The organism is bacterium (assembly GCA_028821235.1).
Taxonomy (GTDB): Bacteria; Actinomycetota; Acidimicrobiia; order Spongiisociales; family Spongiisociaceae; genus Spongiisocius.
In genome coordinates this window covers 1-15814 of the sequence record JAPPGV010000036.1, presented here as the reverse complement: position 1 = coordinate 15814, position 15814 = coordinate 1, and the positions used below count along the sequence as shown (strand labels likewise).

The 15814-nt window shown below is 67.4% G+C and carries 13 protein-coding genes; 11 read left to right on the top strand and 2 right to left on the bottom strand.

Annotation, left to right across the window (positions count from 1 at the left end):
• A partial coding sequence (locus OXK16_04430) for an AMP-binding protein (protein ID MDE0375193.1) occupies nucleotides 1-1672 on the bottom strand: 1672 nt, incomplete at its 3' end.
• A gap of 105 nt (nucleotides 1673-1777) precedes the next feature.
• Here OXK16_04430 and OXK16_04425 point away from each other — a divergent pair.
• The 9 genes from OXK16_04425 to lysS all read left to right on the top strand — a co-directional run bounded on the left by OXK16_04425 (nucleotide 1778) and on the right by lysS (nucleotide 10312).
• Nucleotides 1778-2920, top strand: a complete 1143-nt coding sequence (locus OXK16_04425; GenBank protein ID MDE0375192.1) for an AI-2E family transporter — start codon at nucleotides 1778-1780, stop codon at nucleotides 2918-2920.
• 84 nt (nucleotides 2921-3004) lie between these two features.
• A complete protein-coding gene (locus tag OXK16_04420) occupies nucleotides 3005-4111 on the top strand; it encodes a Fic family protein (protein ID MDE0375191.1) in 1107 nt (368 codons plus the stop codon).
• Nucleotides 4112-4197: 86 nt separating this feature from the next.
• Nucleotides 4198-4413: a hypothetical protein gene (locus OXK16_04415; protein ID MDE0375190.1), complete on the top strand. Its 216-nt coding sequence runs from the start codon at nucleotides 4198-4200 to the stop codon at nucleotides 4411-4413.
• Nucleotides 4414-4422: 9 nt separating this feature from the next.
• Nucleotides 4423-5154 (top strand): maleylpyruvate isomerase family mycothiol-dependent enzyme, encoded by a 732-nt coding sequence (locus OXK16_04410; GenBank protein MDE0375189.1) that lies wholly within the window; start codon nucleotides 4423-4425, stop codon nucleotides 5152-5154.
• Between the two features lie 115 nt (nucleotides 5155-5269).
• Nucleotides 5270-6064, top strand: a complete 795-nt coding sequence (locus tag OXK16_04405) for a thymidylate synthase (GenBank protein MDE0375188.1) — start codon at nucleotides 5270-5272, stop codon at nucleotides 6062-6064.
• A 112-nt stretch (nucleotides 6065-6176) separates the two neighbouring features.
• A complete protein-coding gene (locus OXK16_04400; protein MDE0375187.1) occupies nucleotides 6177-7052 on the top strand; it encodes a DUF2520 domain-containing protein in 876 nt (291 codons plus the stop codon).
• 14 nt (nucleotides 7053-7066) lie between these two features.
• Entirely contained in the window at nucleotides 7067-7984 is a 918-nt protein-coding gene (gene panC, locus OXK16_04395; protein MDE0375186.1) for a pantoate--beta-alanine ligase, read from the top strand.
• A 2-nt stretch (nucleotides 7985-7986) separates the two neighbouring features.
• Nucleotides 7987-8763, top strand: coding sequence for a type III pantothenate kinase (locus tag OXK16_04390; protein ID MDE0375185.1), 777 nt, complete (start codon nucleotides 7987-7989; stop codon nucleotides 8761-8763).
• A gap of 25 nt (nucleotides 8764-8788) precedes the next feature.
• Nucleotides 8789-10312 (top strand): lysine--tRNA ligase, encoded by a 1524-nt coding sequence (lysS, locus tag OXK16_04385; protein ID MDE0375184.1) that lies wholly within the window; start codon nucleotides 8789-8791, stop codon nucleotides 10310-10312.
• Here lysS and OXK16_04380 read toward each other — a convergent pair.
• A complete protein-coding gene (locus tag OXK16_04380) occupies nucleotides 10309-11310 on the bottom strand; it encodes a polyprenyl synthetase family protein (protein ID MDE0375183.1) in 1002 nt (333 codons plus the stop codon). The two genes, lysS and OXK16_04380, sit on opposite strands and share 4 nt — an antisense overlap.
• A gap of 164 nt (nucleotides 11311-11474) precedes the next feature.
• Here OXK16_04380 and OXK16_04375 point away from each other — a divergent pair, with 164 nt between their 5' ends.
• Nucleotides 11475-13964, top strand: coding sequence for an ATP-dependent Clp protease ATP-binding subunit (locus OXK16_04375; protein MDE0375182.1), 2490 nt, complete (start codon nucleotides 11475-11477; stop codon nucleotides 13962-13964).
• A gap of 145 nt (nucleotides 13965-14109) precedes the next feature.
• The coding region (locus tag OXK16_04370; protein MDE0375181.1) for a BMP family ABC transporter substrate-binding protein at nucleotides 14110-15814 on the top strand (1705 nt) is incomplete at its 3' end.

The window sequence follows — 15814 nt, the reverse complement described above, 5'->3', positions numbered from 1 at the left end:
CCTTGACGGGATGCGGCACGCCGATGGCCGCCGCCATCACCACGCCGGGATGGGCCACCGCGGCCGATTCGATCTCCGCCGGGCCGATCCGCTTGCCGGCGATGCTCAGCGTGTCGTCCGAGCGTCCGTGCAGGTACCAGAAGCCGTCCTCGTCCACCGATGCCCAGTCGCCGTGGACCCAGATGTCCGGCCAACGGTTCCAGTAGGTGTCGAGGTACCGGTCGTCCTTGCCCCAGAAACCCCGGGTCACACCCGGCCATGCCTTGGAACAGACCAGCTCCCCGACCTCGCCCCTCAGAGGGTTTCCCTCCTGGTCGTACACGTCGATCGCCATACCGAGGGCCGGACCTCCTAGAGAGGTCGGCTTGATGCCCTGCAACATGTTGACCGACAGCAGGCAGGCGCCGACCTCGGTCCCGCCCGAGATGTTGATGATCGGGACCCGCTCGCCCCCGACTTCCCGGAACAGCCACCACCACGGGTCCGGATTCCAAGGCTCGCCGGTCGATCCGATGGCCCGGAGGGTGGACAGGTCGCATGCGGCGGCATGGTCGGCGCCGTGGGGCTGGAGGGCGCGGATCAGGGTGGGGGATATGCCAAGGACCGTGATGCCCAGGGACTCGACCAGCTGCCAGGTCCGCCCGGTCGTCGGGTAGTCCGGAGCACCGTCGTAGCAGCCCAGGGAAGCGCCGTTGCTGAGGCCGGCCACCACCATCCACGGCCCCATGATCCAGCCCATGTCGGTCATCCACATCACCCGGTCTCCGGGCGCTATCTCGAACTGGAACGCGCCCTCGACCGCCAGCTTGACGGCCAGGCCACCGTGAACGTGGACCACGCCCTTGGGTTTTCCTGTGGTGCCCGAGGTGTAGGCCAGCAGTACCGGATCCTCGCTCCTCGTGGCAACCGCGCCCATGCGCGGGGCGGCCTCGAGCGACTCCTCCCACCAGCGGTCCCGTCCGGCTGTCCAGGGCGTATCGGGTTGTCCCAGGTTCGAGACCACGATCACGTTGGGCGTGACGCCCGCCGCCTCGATCGCCCGGTCGGCTGTTTCCTTCATACCGATGGGATTGCCCCGACGGGTGTATCCGTCCGCGGTCACCATCACCGCGGGTTGCGAGGCCTCCAGCCGGGAGGCGACCGCCTCGGTACCGAATCCGGAGAAGATCGGCACGTAGATGGCTCCGATCCGGGCGGCCGCCAGCATCGACACCACGGCCTCCGGGGTCATGGGAAGGTAGACGGCCACCGTGTCGCCCTTGGCGGCGCCCGCCTCCGCCAGGGCGCCGGCCGCCCGTTCAACCGACTCCAGCAACTCACCGAAGCTGTAGCTGCGCTGCGTTCCGTCCTCCTGTTCCACCACCAGGGCGGTCCGCTCGGGATCTCGGGCTACCCAGCGATCGACGCAAACCTCCGAGATGTTGATCTCCCCGCCCGAGAACCACCGGGGAAACTGGATCCCGTCGCTGGTGTCGACGAGGGTGTGATAGGGCTTCGAGAACGGGATGCCCAGATAGCCGATGGCCGCCTCCCAGAACCACTCCGGATCGGCGATCGAGCGCCCGACCAGGTCCTGGTAGGTGTCGATCCCGTGGCGAGCCATGAAGTCGGCGGTGCGGGAGCGCGCCACCTCCGCAGCTGAGGCCTTCCAGACGATCGGTTGCCTGTCCATATGGGGTGATTCCTGTTCTAGTCCGGCGGTCTACTCTATCGGCGGGAGCGGCACGGGCCGGCTCGGTGTCTCAACCGGATTCCCCCTCCCCGTTAGTCTTCCGGCATGGAGCACCAGGCCGGAAGCCGGAAGCACGACGGCATGCCCCCGTGGATACCTCGGGTCATCGTGCTGGTGGTGCTGGCCTCTCTCGGCACCTACCTTCTGGTGTGGTCGGTCGTCCGGCTGAGGGGTTTTCTCCTGGCGTTGCTGCTCTCGCTATTCGCCTCCTTCGCGCTGGAGCCGGGTGTCGACTTCCTGGCCAGGCGGGGACTGCGCCGGGGGTTGGCCACCAGCGTGGTGTTCGCGGCGGCCTTCGTAGTCGGTCTGGTGTTCGCCGCGGTCACATTCCCGCCGATGGTGGTGGAGATCGCCTCCCTCATATCGAACGTCCCCGCCTGGTTGACCGACCTGACGGCTTTCCTGAACGAACGGTTCGGTCTCAACCTGAACCTCTCCAACGTGTCGGCCGGGATGATCGACCTCCAAGGATCGTTCCAGACCTACGCCGCGTCCGTGGCGACCGGCGTGCTGGGGGTGGGCGCGCAGGCTGTCAACCTGTTGCTGCAGCTCTTCACCATGGCGCTGTTCACCTTCTACCTGCTGGCGGACGGGCCCCGCTTCCGCAGGACGGTGCTGTCGCTGGTGCGTCCCGAGCGCCAGGCCGAGGTGAGCCGCATCTGGGAGATCGCGATCCGCAAGACCGGCGGCTACGTCTACTCCCGTGCCCTCCTGGCCCTGATCTCGGCGGTGTTCACCTACGTCTTCCTCCTGATCGTGGGGGTCCCGTACGCCCTGGCGCTGGCGGTGTGGGTTGGGGTGGTCAGCCAGTTCATCCCGGCTGTGGGTACCTACCTGGCCGCGCTGGTTCCGGTGCTGGTGGCCCTGACCGTGCGGCCCATCACCGCGGTGGTCGTGATCGTCGGGCTGGTGGTCTACCAGCAGATCGAGAACATCGTCCTCTCTCCCCGTATCACCGCCCGCACGATGTCGCTCCATCCCGCGGTGGCGTTCGGGTCGGTGCTGGTCGGTACCTCGCTCCTCGGCGTGGTCGGCGCGCTGGTGGCCCTTCCGGCAACCGCGATCATCCAGGCGTTCATCTCCACCTACGTCGAGCAGCACCACGTGGACGAGGAGCACCTCGGTGCGGCCTCTGAGCAGCCCGCGGGTGTCGAAGGGCCGCCCGCCGGAGACGGGGCGGACAGCTGAATACCTCCGGTGAGGATCGATTTCCAGATTCCAGGGTGTTCCTTTAATATAGGAACTTCTTCCCTATGTAAAGGAATAACGGAAATGTTGTTCCAGCCCCCTGCACCCGACAATGCGGAACTGGAGGTGGTCGCCGCGATCGATGGTGTCCGGCATCGCCTGCGATATCAACTGTACGAACCGCGCCGATGGGGTGGGCTACTCCGGAGGCTTCTGGAAGCCGACTCCATCCGGGCATCGACCGGCATCGAAGGCCATCATGTGAGCCGTGATGATGCGGTGGCGTCTGTGGATAGGGCCGAGCGGTTCGATGCATCCGACCCCGACTGGGCGGCTCTGGCCGGTTACCGGGATGCTATGGGATACGTCATCCAGATGAGCGACGATCCTCATTTCTCCTACAGTGACGGGTTGCTCCGCAGCCTCCACTACATGATGATGCAGCACGATCATGACAAGCTCCCTGGCCTGTACCGACCTGGTCCTATCTTCGTGGGTGACTACGAAGGTCCGGCTAGCGAGATGGTGCCCGGGCTGATGCGGGAACTCGCCGAGCGGCTCAACGAGGCCGGCGACAAGAGCCCACCGATCGTGCAGGCCGGAATGGCGCACCTCAACCTGCTGATGATCCATCCCTTCAAGGACGGGAACGGTCGGATGGCGCGCGCCCTACACACGCTGGTCATGGGCCGCAACGGCACGCTGGATCCCTGGTTCTCGAGCATCGAGGAGTATCTCGGGATCAACACGCCTCGCTACTACAGAGTGCTGGCCGAGGTGGGGGGGACCGGCTGGGCGCCGGAGCGCGATGCTCGACCCTGGATTCGGTTCGTCCTCGGCGCCCACTACCACCAGGCGCACTCGATGGAGTGGCGGATCGAGGAGTCGAACCGCGTGTGGGCAACCGTGGACCGGGTGCGTGCCGAGGCCGGCTTGGACGAACGGAACATGGGTTCGCTGTTCGACGCGGCGGAGGGGTACCGGGTGCGGCGGTATCGGCACGTCGCCTACGCCGACACAAGCGAGCGCGTGGCATCGGCCGATCTCAGGAAGCTGGTGGATCTCGGGCTGCTACGACCGGTGGGAGAGCGGCGGGGCCGCTACTACCTAGCGTCGGAGCAGTTCCTGTCGCGCGTGGCGGAGGCGCGAACGTTCCGACCACAGATACCCGACCCTTTCGGCTCGGTCTGATCGTCCGGCGTAGTCTTCTCCGGCTGTGGCCGGCTCCAAGCACGCTGTACTCGTCTACCGTTCCTGGTAGCCAGAGAGGAGGGGCAGTGGCACAGTTCGATATCGATGCGATGCTGGAACGCTTCCGAAACCGCGCCGAAGCCGTGCGCCAGCGTCCCCTGCCCCCGGTGGCGGGCGAGGGCCGGAGGGCGTTCATAGAGCAGGCCGAGACGGACTACACCGATTTCGCCCTGGTCGGCGGGGCGGTCTGGTCGGTGGAGCAGGATCACCTGGTCCTGAGGATCCCGCTCGCAGGGGGGTAGCCGATGGACGTGAGCGCCTGGATCGGGTCGCTGCGCTCCGAGGGCCGGCGCATGGCCACTGTGGCTGCCGGCCTGTCCCTGGATGATCCGGTGCCAACCTGTCCCGAGTGGAACGTGCGGCAGTTGTTGCGCCACACCGGCTGGGTGCACCGATGGGCGGGCACGATGGTCCGGGATGCCAGGCCGGAGCCTCCCGGCCGTGAGGATATGCTCCCCGGCGGCTGGCCCCCCGACGGAGGGCTGGTGGACTGGTTCCGGGAGGGTCACGCGCGGCTGGTGTCGGCCCTGGAGTCGGCCCCCGACGATCTCGACTGCTGGACCATCATGCAGATGCCCGACTCCCGGGCGTTCTGGGCGCGGCGCCAGGCCCACGAGACCGCCATCCATCGGGTTGACGCCGAGTTGGTCGCCGGCGCCGTCTCCGGATTCGATGCGGAACACGCCGCGGACGGGATCGACGAGTTGATGGTGTTCTTCATCTCGCGACCCGACCGCGGTCCGAGAGCTCCCGAGGCTAAGACCCTCAGGGTGGTCGCCACCGATGCGGGCCGTCACTGGACGGTCTCCTTCGGACCGGCCGACTCGGCCGGCCGTGCCGGGGGAGAGGGGCCGGTGGATTGCACCGTGACGGGCCGGGCCTCCGACCTGTACCTGTACCTCTGGAACCGGATCCCGCCCGATGACATCCGGGTGGAAGGCCGGGGCGACGTGCTCGACTACTGGAGCGAGACCTCGTTCTGATGGGTCGGCGCGACCGGATCAGGCCGCGAAATTCACTTGGCGGCAATTACCGCGATTGCTGCCGCGCGCCTGATTAACTTTGACCTGTGTTCCCGACATACCGCACCGGTAGACGATGCAGCAGTATCTGAGCTTGCTGCAAGAGGTCAGGTACGAGGGAACCCTGAAGGAGGACCGTACCGGCGTCGGCACCTACAGCCTCTTCGGACGCCAACTCCGCTTCGACCTCGACAGGGGTTTCCCCCTGCTCACGACCAAGAAGGTCCACCTGCGCTCGGTGGTCCATGAGCTCCTGTGGTTCCTGGCCGGCGACTCCAACGTCCGGTATCTGCAGGACAACGGGGTGTCTATCTGGGACGCGTGGGCCCACCCGGGTACCGGCGACCTGGGTCCTATATACGGCGTGCAGTGGCGCAGCTGGACCGGCGCCGACGGCCGGACCATCGACCAGCTGTCAGACGTGGTGGACCGGATCCGTACCGACCCCGACTCCCGGCGGCTGGTCGTCTCGGCCTGGAACGTGTCCGACCTGCCGGAGATGGCGCTCCCTCCGTGCCACGTGCTGTTCCAGTTCTACGTGACCCACGGTCGCCTGAGCCTCCAGCTCTACCAGCGCAGCGCCGACATCTTTCTGGGAGTGCCCTTCAACATCGCCTCGTACTCGCTGCTCCTGATGATGGTGGCCAGGGTGACCGGCCTCCGTCCGGGAGAGTTCGTCCACACCTTCGGTGACGTGCACCTGTACAGGAACCATGTCGAGCAGGCCGATGCGCAGCTCCGGCGGCGGCCCAGGCCTCTCCCGTCGCTGGTCCTTCCCGAGCGGAACGACCTGTTCTCGTATCGCTACGAGGACATCCGCGTGATCGGCTACGACCCCCACCCGGCCATCCCGGCACCGGTGGCCGTCTGAGCATCGGCCCGCTCGCACCACCCGCCGCGGGCAGAGTCTGCAACCACGGTGGAGCTTGTAATCTGGTCCGTGGATCGGTACCGGATCATCCGGACCGCAACCAGGAGCGTGAATGAAGATCGTCGTGGTAGGCCCGGGACGGGCCGGTGGATCGCTGGCGGTGGCCGCTCGAGCCGCAGGTCACGAGTTGGTGGGTATCTTCGGCCGCCGGACCCGCCACCAGCCGCTGGCCGAACACCTCGGAGTCCGGATCCGCCTTATCGGAGAGCCGATGCCCGAGGCCGATCTGCTGGTGGTGGCGGTCCGGGACGATGCCCTTCCCGAGGTGGCCGCAACCCTGTCTCCGCCGGCGGACCGGATACGCGGCGCCATCCATCTCTCGGGCCTGACATCGGTCCGGGTCCTGGACCCGCTCCGCGAGGCCGGCCTGGTGACCGGCAGCTTCCACCCGCTGCAGACCTTGCCGGGCTGGGAGGCCGGATCGCGCGCCTTCCCAGGCGCCTTCGTCGGGATAACCGCCCCCGACGATTGGGCTACCGAGCTGGAGTCCTTCGCCCGGTCGCTCGGGTGCCGACCGTTCCGGGTGGCGGATGATCGCAAGCCGCTGTACCACGCGGCGGGAGGCGTGGCCGCCAACTACGTCTCGGCGGCGCTCTGCGTGGCGGAGTACATGTTCACGGAGGCCGGCGTGGATCCGGCGGCGGCCCGTCCCATGGTGGAGCAGGCGGTTGCCAACGCCTTCGACCTGGGCTTCCGGGAGTCGCTGACCGGTCCTATCTCGCGGGGCGATCTCGGGACCGTCCGCCGCCAGATCGAGGCGGTGGACCGCCACGCGCCGGACGCATCGGAAGCCTTCAGGGTCCTGACCAGGCTGACCGCCCAGCTGGCCGGGAGGCTCGAGGTGGAGGAGATACTCCGGCTGGCCGCCCGCCCACCGGGGGGCTCGCGATCGCCGGGTCCCGCCACCGAGGGAGGGGGGTCGCCCTGAGAGTGGTAACCACGATGGCGGAGGCCAGGGCGCAGGCCCGTGGCGTGATGGGTCTCGTGCCGACCATGGGCTTTCTCCACGAGGGCCATCTCTCGCTGATGGAGCGCTCCGTGGCCGAGTGCGATCAGACCATGGCCACGCTCTACGTGAACCCGCTGCAGTTCGAGGACCCCGCCGACCTGGCCCGTTACCCGGCCGATCCGGGCCGTGACCTGGCGCTTGCCGAGGCATGCGGTGTGGACGTGATGGTCGTTCCCGGCCCGGAGGAGATGTTTCCGATCCGGCCCCTGACCGGCGTGACGGTGGCCGGTATAGGGGAGCGGCTGGAGGGGGAGTTCCGTCCCGGTCACATGGCAGGGGTGGCGACCGTCGTTACCAGGCTGCTGGCCGGCCTGCAGCCCCAGCGGGCCTACTTCGGGCGGAAGGACGCCCAGCAGCTGGCGTTGATCATCCGCCTCGTCGAGGACCTGGGCTTCCCGGTAGAGGTGGTGGGCTGCCCCCTGGTGAGGGAGGTCGACGGCCTGGCCCTGTCGTCGCGCAACGTGCTGCTGGGCGCGCGCCGAACCGAGGCTCTGACCCTGTCGCGAGGTCTTATGCTCGCGGCCGACCGGTTCGACCGGGGCGAGCGCAGGTCTACCGTGCTGGAAGCGGCCGTTCGGAGTGCGGTTACTGAGGATGCGCTGGAGTACGCCCGCCTGTGCGAGGCTGTCACGATGACTCCGGCAACCATCGCAGAGGGCGAGACGGTTCTGGTGGCGGCGGCGCGCTTCGGGCCGGTGCGGATCATCGATAACGTGTATCTGGTCGCCGACCGGCGCGGCGCGCCGGCGGATCGCGGCGTAAGGCTGGGACATCCCAGCCTCCTGTACGGATCGGAGGGAACCATGACCGCGGGCGATCGGGGCGCGGAGCCACCGGGCGGGGAGGCCTGACCGTGTTCCTGGCAATCGACATCGGCAACACCCAGACGGTGATCGGCCTGTTCGACGGCTCAGAGATAGTCGCTCGGTGGCGCCTCTCGAGCGGTCGGGAACGTACCGAGGACGAGTTCACGATCCTGTTGCGCGGCTTGCTGGGCCCGACCGGCTACCGCGCCGATGACTTCGAAGGGGCGGCCATGTCGTCGGTGGTTCCGCCGGTGGCCAACGCACTGCGCTCGTCGCTGGAGAAGCTGGTCGGATCACGGGTCCTGGTGGTGGGGCCGGGGGTCAGGACCGGGATGGCCATCAAGATCGACAACCCCCGGGAGGTGGGCGCCGACCGGGTGGTCAACTCAGTGGCGGCGCGGGAGCGTTACGGCGCCCCCGCGGTAGTGGTGGACTTCGGGACCGCCACGACCTTCGACGTGGTGGATGCGGACGGCGCCTACATCGGCGGCGCTATATCTCCCGGACTCGAGGTCTCGATGGACGCGCTGGTGTCGGCCACGGCCGCCCTGCGGCGGGTGGACCTGGTGGAGCCCCGGTCCGTGGTGGGTCGGGGCACCGTGGAGGCGATCCAGAGCGGGCTGCTGTACGGCTATGCGGGCCTGGTCGACGGGATCCTGGCCCGGATCCTCGAAGAGATGGAGAGGACAGGCGCCGGACGGGTGGCGACCGTGGCCACCGGCGGGATCGCCTCGGTCATGGTCCCGCTGTCACGGTTGGTGAGCACCGTCGACCCCACCCTGACACTCGAAGGGCTCCGACTCGTATGGGAGCGCAATATCTGAGCCGGGGCGAGTAGCCTGCCCACCGATGGCAGGACCCGAGACCCCACCCGAGAGCGAGGTCCCAGAAGGGGCCGGTCTCGCTGAGCACCCACTCACCGCCCGGCGGCTCGAGAAGGTCACCCGGCTTCGTGCCCAAGGTGTCGAGCCGTACCCGCTGGGATACGACCGGGATGCGGCCGCCGCCGAGCTGCACGAGCGGTTCGGCAGCTTGGACGCAGACACCAGGACCGGGGTAGAGGTCCGGGTGGCCGGACGACTCATGAACTCCAGGCGCCTCGGGAGGCTGATCTTCGGGGTGCTCCAGGACCACTCGGGACAGATCCAGCTGTTCGCGGAGGCCGGGGGGCTCGGCGAGGACGGGTTGGCCCGCTTCGAGGATCTGGATCAGGGCGATTGGATCTGGGCCCGTGGAGAGGTGATGACCACCCGCCGCGGTGAGTTGAGCGTTCACCTGGCCGACTTCGCATTGCTGGCCAAGAGCATGCGGCCCCTTCCGGCCAAGTGGCACGGCCTCAAGGACACCGAGGTCCGGTTCCGCCGCCGCGAGCTGGATCTCCTGGTCAATCCCGAGTCCCGGCGCATCGCCGAGGTCCGAGCCGGAGTGGTGTCCGAGTTGCGCCGCCAGTTCGAGGAACGCGGGTTCGTGGAGGTCGAGACGCCGGTGTTACAGGTCCAGGCGGGCGGGGCGCTGGCTCGCCCGTTCGAGACCTACCACAACGCGCTCGGGCTACCCATGTACCTGCGGATCGCCACCGAGCTGCACCTCAAGCGGCTGGTCGTGGGCGGCATGGAGCGGGTGTTCGAGTTGGGCCGTGTCTTCCGCAACGAGGGGATCGACGCCAGTCACAACCCCGAGTTCACCACCCTCGAGGCCTACCAGGCCCTGGCCGACTACCACGACATCATGCGCTTGATGGAGGAGGTGATCCCGGCCGTGGCGGAGCGGGTGGTCGGCGCCACCGAAATCACCTACCGGGGCCGCCCGCTGGACCTTCGGCCTCCCTACCGGCGGGTACCCATGCTCGAGTTGGTGTCCCAGGCGGTGGGCGCCGCCGTAACGCCGGCCACTCCCGTTGCCGAGCTACGGGCCCTGGCCGAGGCGGCCGGGTTGCAGGCTGATCCGGACTGGGGATTCGGCAAACTGGTCGAGGAGGTGTTCGACCAGCGTGTCGAGCACGATCTGTGGGCGCCCACCTTCGTGATCGACCACCCCATCGACATCTCTCCGCTGGCCCGCCAGCACCGTTCGGTCGAGGGCCTGGTGGAACGTTTCGAGCTCTACATCGCCGGCGCGGAGCTCGTGGACGCGTTCACCGAGCTCAACGATCCTCTCGACCAGCGGGCTCGCTTCGAGGCTCAGGCGGCAGCCCGCGCGGCCGGGGACGACACCGCCCACCCGGTGGACGAAGGCTTCCTACAGGCGCTGGAACTCGGCATGCCTCCCACCGGAGGTCTTGGCATCGGTGTTGATCGGCTGGTGATGCTGTTGACCGACCAGAGGAACCTCCGCGAGGTGGTCCTGTTCCCCCATCTGCGCCCCGAGGCCTAGCAACTAACTCCGACGGTTCCCACGCGATCGACCAGGAACTCGCCCATGCGCCGGAAGACCTCCCGGGCTTCGATGTCGGGCAGGCCGGCGGTAGCGTCGGCGGCTCTGGCGAGGCGCTGGCGGCACTCGTCGAGCACCCGTTGCACGTAGCCGCCATCCTTCACGAGTCCGATCACCTCATCCACCGCATCACCGGTCATCGGCCCCGCTCGTCCCAGGAGGGCTCTTATCCGGCTCCCGTCCGGCCCTCGGAGGGCATAGAGGACCGGAAGCGTGTACACGCCTTGGCGGATGTCGCTCCCGGCCGGCTTGCCCAATTCCGCCTCGGTGGACACCAGGTCGAGGGCGTCGTCGGTCAACTGGAACACCATCCCCAGTTCCCAGGTGGCGGTGGACACCGCCTCGACCGTCTCGGCGGCGGCGTCGGCCGCCAGCGCGCCCAGCCGGGCCGAGGTCCTGATGAGGCTGGCGGTCTTGCCGCCGATCACCCGGTAGTGCTCGGCGGGTCCGTGGCCGACGTCACCGGTCAGCCGGAGCTCCAGAGCCTGGCCGGTGACCAGCTCTCGGTAGGTGTGCGCCAGGAGCTCGACCGACTCCATGCCCAGGTACGTTGCGGCGATCTCCGATGCCCTGGCGATGAGAAAGTCACCGGACAGGATGGCGAGAGAGTTGTCCCACCTGGCGTTGACCGACTCCGTGCCGCGCCGGGTGTCGGCGCCGTCCATCACGTCGTCGTGGTACATGGATCCGATGTGGATCAGCTCCACCGCCGTGCCGGCCTCGATCAGCCGGCGGTCGCGGGTCGGGCCGAACTCCCCGGCCAGCTGGGTGAGGACGGGCCGGTATCGCTTGCCTCCCGCCACCAGCAAATGTTGCGCGATCTCGGTGAGAAAGTCGTCACCGGCCTGCGACGCGTCGAGCAGCCGTTCCTCGACGCGGTCCATTCGCTCCCAGACGCCCGGAATCTCGATCAGGTTCCTGATGGTCTCGGTGGACATGGCCTCCGTCGCAGCTGCGGATCAGCGCCGTATGGTAAGCGGACGGTGCCGCTCTCCGGCATCGCGTTGTCACCGCCTCGCGTTATAGTCGCCGGTTACCGGGATGAGCTCTCCTAAGCTTGTATCCTGATAGACAGAGCCGACGGGTTGGAGGTTTACCGCCAGTGTTCGAACGCTTCACCGACCGGGCCCGCAGGGTGGTGGTCCTGGCCCAGGAAGAAGCGCGGCTGCTCAACCACAACTACATCGGAACCGAGCACATCCTCCTCGGTCTCATCCACGAAGGCGAGGGGGTCGCCGCCCGGGGTTTGCTGAACCTCGGTATCCGGCTGGATTCCGTGCGTAGCCAGGTGGTGGAGACCATCGGGCAGGGACATCAGTCCCCGGCCGGGCACATCCCGTTCACTCCCCGGGCGAAGAAAGTCCTGGAGTTGAGCCTGCGGGAGGCGCTGCAGCTGGGACATAACTACATCGGCACCGAGCACATCCTCCTCGGCCTGATCCGGGAAGGGGACGGGGTGGCGGCCCAGGTGCTGGAGAAGTTGGGTGCCGACCTGCCCAGAGTGAGGCATACGATCATCCAGCTCCTCTCCGGCGGTTCCGGGGACGAGCCCGCCCGCGCCGGCACCGCCCCCTCCGGTAGGGGTTCGTCCCAATCGGGTTCGACCGTGCTGGACCAGTTCGGACGCAACCTCACCCAGATGGCCCGTGATCATGCGCTCGATCCGGTGATCGGTCGCTACCCCGAGATCGAACGGGTCATGCAGATACTCTCGAGGCGCTCCAAGAACAATCCGGTGCTGATCGGCGAGCCCGGGGTGGGCAAGACGGCGATCGTGGAGGGCCTGGCCCAGCGGATCGTGGCGGGCGAGGTACCCGACACCCTCAACACCAAGCAGATCTACACCCTCGACCTGGGCGCCCTGGTGGCGGGGTCCCGCTACCGCGGCGACTTCGAGGAACGCCTCAAGAAGGTCCTGAAGGAGATCAAGAACCGGGGAGACATCGTCCTCTTCATCGATGAGATCCACACCTTGGTGGGTGCGGGAGCGGCGGAGGGCGCCATCGACGCCGCCAGCATTCTGAAGCCCATGCTGGCCCGGGGCGAGCTGCAGACCGTCGGGGCGACCACCCTGGAGGAGTACCGTAAGTACCTGGAAAAGGACTCCGCCCTGGAGCGCCGGTTCCAGCCCATTCACGTGGACGAGCCCACCGTTGCCGAGACGGTCCGGATACTGCACGGGCTCAAGGACCGGTACGAGGCCCATCACTCGGTGCGCTTTACGGACAGCGCGCTCAAGACGGCCGCCACCCTCGCCGACCGCTACATCTCGGATCGCTTCCTCCCCGACAAGGCCATCGACCTGATCGACGAGGCGGGCAGCCGCAACCGGATCTTCCGGAGCTCCTCCAGCTCCCAGATCCGCCAGATCGACGACCAGTTGAGCGCGGTCCGCAACGACAAGATGGAAGCGGTCTCCGCGCAGCAGTTCGAGCGGGCGGCCCAACTCCGCGACCAGGAACGGGCTCTGATCTCCGACCGGGCCCGCTACAAGGCCGAGTCGGCCGAGTCGTCCGCTGTGGTGGACGACACGTTGATCGATGAGGACGAGATCGCCGACGTGCTCGCCCAGTGGACCGGCATTCCGGTCCATCGGCTCACCGAGGAGGAGACCGCCCGGTTGGTCCACATGGAGGAGGAGCTCCACAAGCGGATCATCGGTCAGCACGACGGGATCTCGGCGGTGAGCCGGGCCATCCGTCGCACGAGGGCGGGCCTCAAGGACCCGAAGCGGCCCAGTGGTTCGTTCATCTTCCTCGGCCCGTCCGGGGTGGGGAAGACCGAGACCGCCAAGGCACTGGCCGAGTTCCTGTTCGGCGACGAGGATGCTCTCGTCCAGCTCGACATGTCCGAGTACATGGAGAAGCACACGGTGAGCCGTCTGGTCGGGTCTCCGCCCGGCTACGTGGGCTACGACGAGGGTGGCCAACTCACGGAGGCCGTGCGCCGCAAGCCCTTCTCCGTGGTCCTGTTCGATGAGATCGAGAAGGCCCATTCCGACGTCTTCAACACCCTTCTCCAGATACTGGAGGACGGTCGCCTGACCGATGCTCAGGGTCGGGCGGTGGACTTCAAGAACACCGTGATCATCATGACCTCCAATCTCGGGTCCGAGTCGCTGCGCAAGAAGTCGGTGGGGTTCCAGCAGGAGAGCGACGAGATCACCTACGAGAAGATGAAGGAGAAGCTGACCGACAACCTGAAGAAGCACTTCAGGCCCGAGTTCCTCAACCGGATCGACGAGGTGATCGTCTTCCATCCGCTGACGGGGGATGAGGTCAAGCAGATCGTCGACCTGATGCTGGTGCGGGACCGGGAGCAGCTGGCCACCCAATCCCTCGACCTGGTGCTCAGCGACGCCGCCAAGACCTTCCTGGTCTCCAGGGGCTACGACCGCGACCTGGGCGCCCGCCCGTTGCGCAGGGCCATCCAGCGGTACCTCGAGGATCCGCTGGCCGAGCAGGTGTTGCTGGGCGAGTACACGCCGGGTACCACCATCGTGGTGGATGCTGATCCCGACGGCGACTCGCTCATCTTCGAGATGGTCGACACCCCCGACAGCCCCCCGTTGGATCTGGTCGACTCCTCCTGACTGTCGGCTGTCTAACCGCTCCGCGCATCCGGCGCGAGGCGGTCACATCCTCCGGCTCCCCATTAGCGGCGACCGTTCACCCGGCGTAGAATGTCCAACCCACCCGTCCCTGTACATCGGGGCCCGAATCAAAGGATCCAGAATCATGCGCGTTAAGACCAGGCTGTTGATCGTGCTGGCGGCCTTCGGGCTGCTGGCGGCCGCTTGCGGCGGCGATGAAACGCCCGCCACGACCGCAGCCCAGGCGACCTCCGCGACCTCCGCCACCACCCAGGCTCCGGCGGGTGAGCCCATCAGTATCGGTCTGGTCTATGACATCGGCGGTCGGGGTGATCAGTCGTTCAACGACGCGGCGGCGGCGGGCCTCGACAAGGCGGCCGCGGAGTTGGGGGTCTCCACTTCGGAGGCGTCGGCCAACGAGGACGGGACCAACCGTGAGGAGTTGCTGGCGCTGCAGGCGTCGGAGGGCGCCGATCTGGTGATCGGGGTCGGGTTCCTGTTCGGCGACCCGATGGCCAATGTGGCCGCGGAGTACCCGGACACGAACTTCGCGATCGTTGACTCGGTGGTGGACGCCCCGAACGTGGCCGGCCTCATATTCTCGGAGGAGCAGGGCTCCTTCCTGGTGGGCGTGGCGGCGGCCCTCAAGTCGGAAACGGGGATCGTGGGGTACATCGGCGGGGTGAACATCCCGTTGATCCATGCTTTCGAGGCCGGGTTCCTGGCCGGTGTCCAAGCCATCGATCCGTCGATCCACGTCATTTCCCAGTACGTGACGGAGCCGCCTGACTTCAGTGGTTTCAACGATCCGGCGGCTGGACGGGTGATCGCGCAGTCGATGTTCGAGCAGGGCGCCGATGTGGTGTACCACGCGGCGGGCGGCACCGGGGGCGGTCTGTTCCAGGCCGCCAAGGACTACTCCGAGGCCAACAACACCCATGTGTGGGCGATCGGGGTCGACTCCGACCAGTACCTCACCGCGGGTGCGGACTTCCAGCCCTACATCCTGACGTCGATGCTCAAGCGGGTGGACGTGGCGGTGTTCAACACCATCCAGGCGATCCAGTCGGGCACGTTCGCGCCGGGTCCGCAGGTGTTCGACCTGTCGGTGGACGGTGTCGGGTACTCGACCTCCGGCGGTTACGTGGACGACATCGCGGGCCAACTCGACAACTGGAAGGGGCGGATCGTCTCCGGTGAGATCGTGGTGAGCCGCGACCCGACCGACCTGGGGGTGGTGCCTCCGCCGCCCGCGACAGGCGAGCCGGTGAGCGTCGGTCTGGTCTATGACATCGGCGGTCGGGGTGATCAGTCGTTCAACGACGCGGCGGCGGCGGGCCTCGACAAGGCGGCCGCGGAGTTGGGAACGGAGAACTCGGAGGCGTCGGCCAACGAGGACGGGACCAACCGTGAGGAGTTGTTGGCGCTGCAGGCGTCGGAGGGCGCCGATCTGGTGATCGGGGTCGGGTTCCTATTCGGCGACCCGATGGCCAATGTGGCCGGGGAGTTTCCCGACACCAGCTTCGCGATCGTTGACTCGGTGGTGGACGCCCCGAACGTGGCCGGCCTCATATTCTCGGAGGAGCAGGGCTCGTTCCTGGTTGGCGCGGCTGCCGCGTTGAAGACGCAGACCGGGATCGTGGGTTACATCGGCGGGGTGAATATCCCGTTGATCCATGCTTTCGAGGCCGGCTTCCTCGCAGGCGTGCAGGCGGTGGATCCGTCGATCCAGGTGATCTCCCAGTACGTGACGGAGCCGCCTGACTTCAGTGGTTTCAACGATCCGGCGGCCGGGCGGGTGATCGCGCAGTCGATGTTCGAGCAGGGCGCCGATGTGGTGTACCACGCGG

Excerpts from the sequence above, each read along its gene's own strand:
- OXK16_04425 (MDE0375192.1), top strand. The coding sequence starts at position 1,778 with ATGGAGCACCAGGCCGGAAGCCGGAAGCACGACGGCATGCCCCCGTGG.
- OXK16_04380 (MDE0375183.1), bottom strand. The coding sequence starts at position 11,310 with ATGTCCACCGAGACCATCAGGAACCTGATCGAGATTCCGGGCGTCTGG.
- OXK16_04420 (MDE0375191.1), top strand. The coding sequence starts at position 3,005 with ATGTTGTTCCAGCCCCCTGCACCCGACAATGCGGAACTGGAGGTGGTC.
- OXK16_04405 (MDE0375188.1), top strand. The coding sequence starts at position 5,270 with ATGCAGCAGTATCTGAGCTTGCTGCAAGAGGTCAGGTACGAGGGAACC.
- panC (MDE0375186.1), top strand. The coding sequence starts at position 7,067 with ATGGCGGAGGCCAGGGCGCAGGCCCGTGGCGTGATGGGTCTCGTGCCG.
- lysS (MDE0375184.1), top strand. The coding sequence starts at position 8,789 with ATGGCAGGACCCGAGACCCCACCCGAGAGCGAGGTCCCAGAAGGGGCC.
- OXK16_04400 (MDE0375187.1), top strand. The coding sequence starts at position 6,177 with ATGAAGATCGTCGTGGTAGGCCCGGGACGGGCCGGTGGATCGCTGGCG.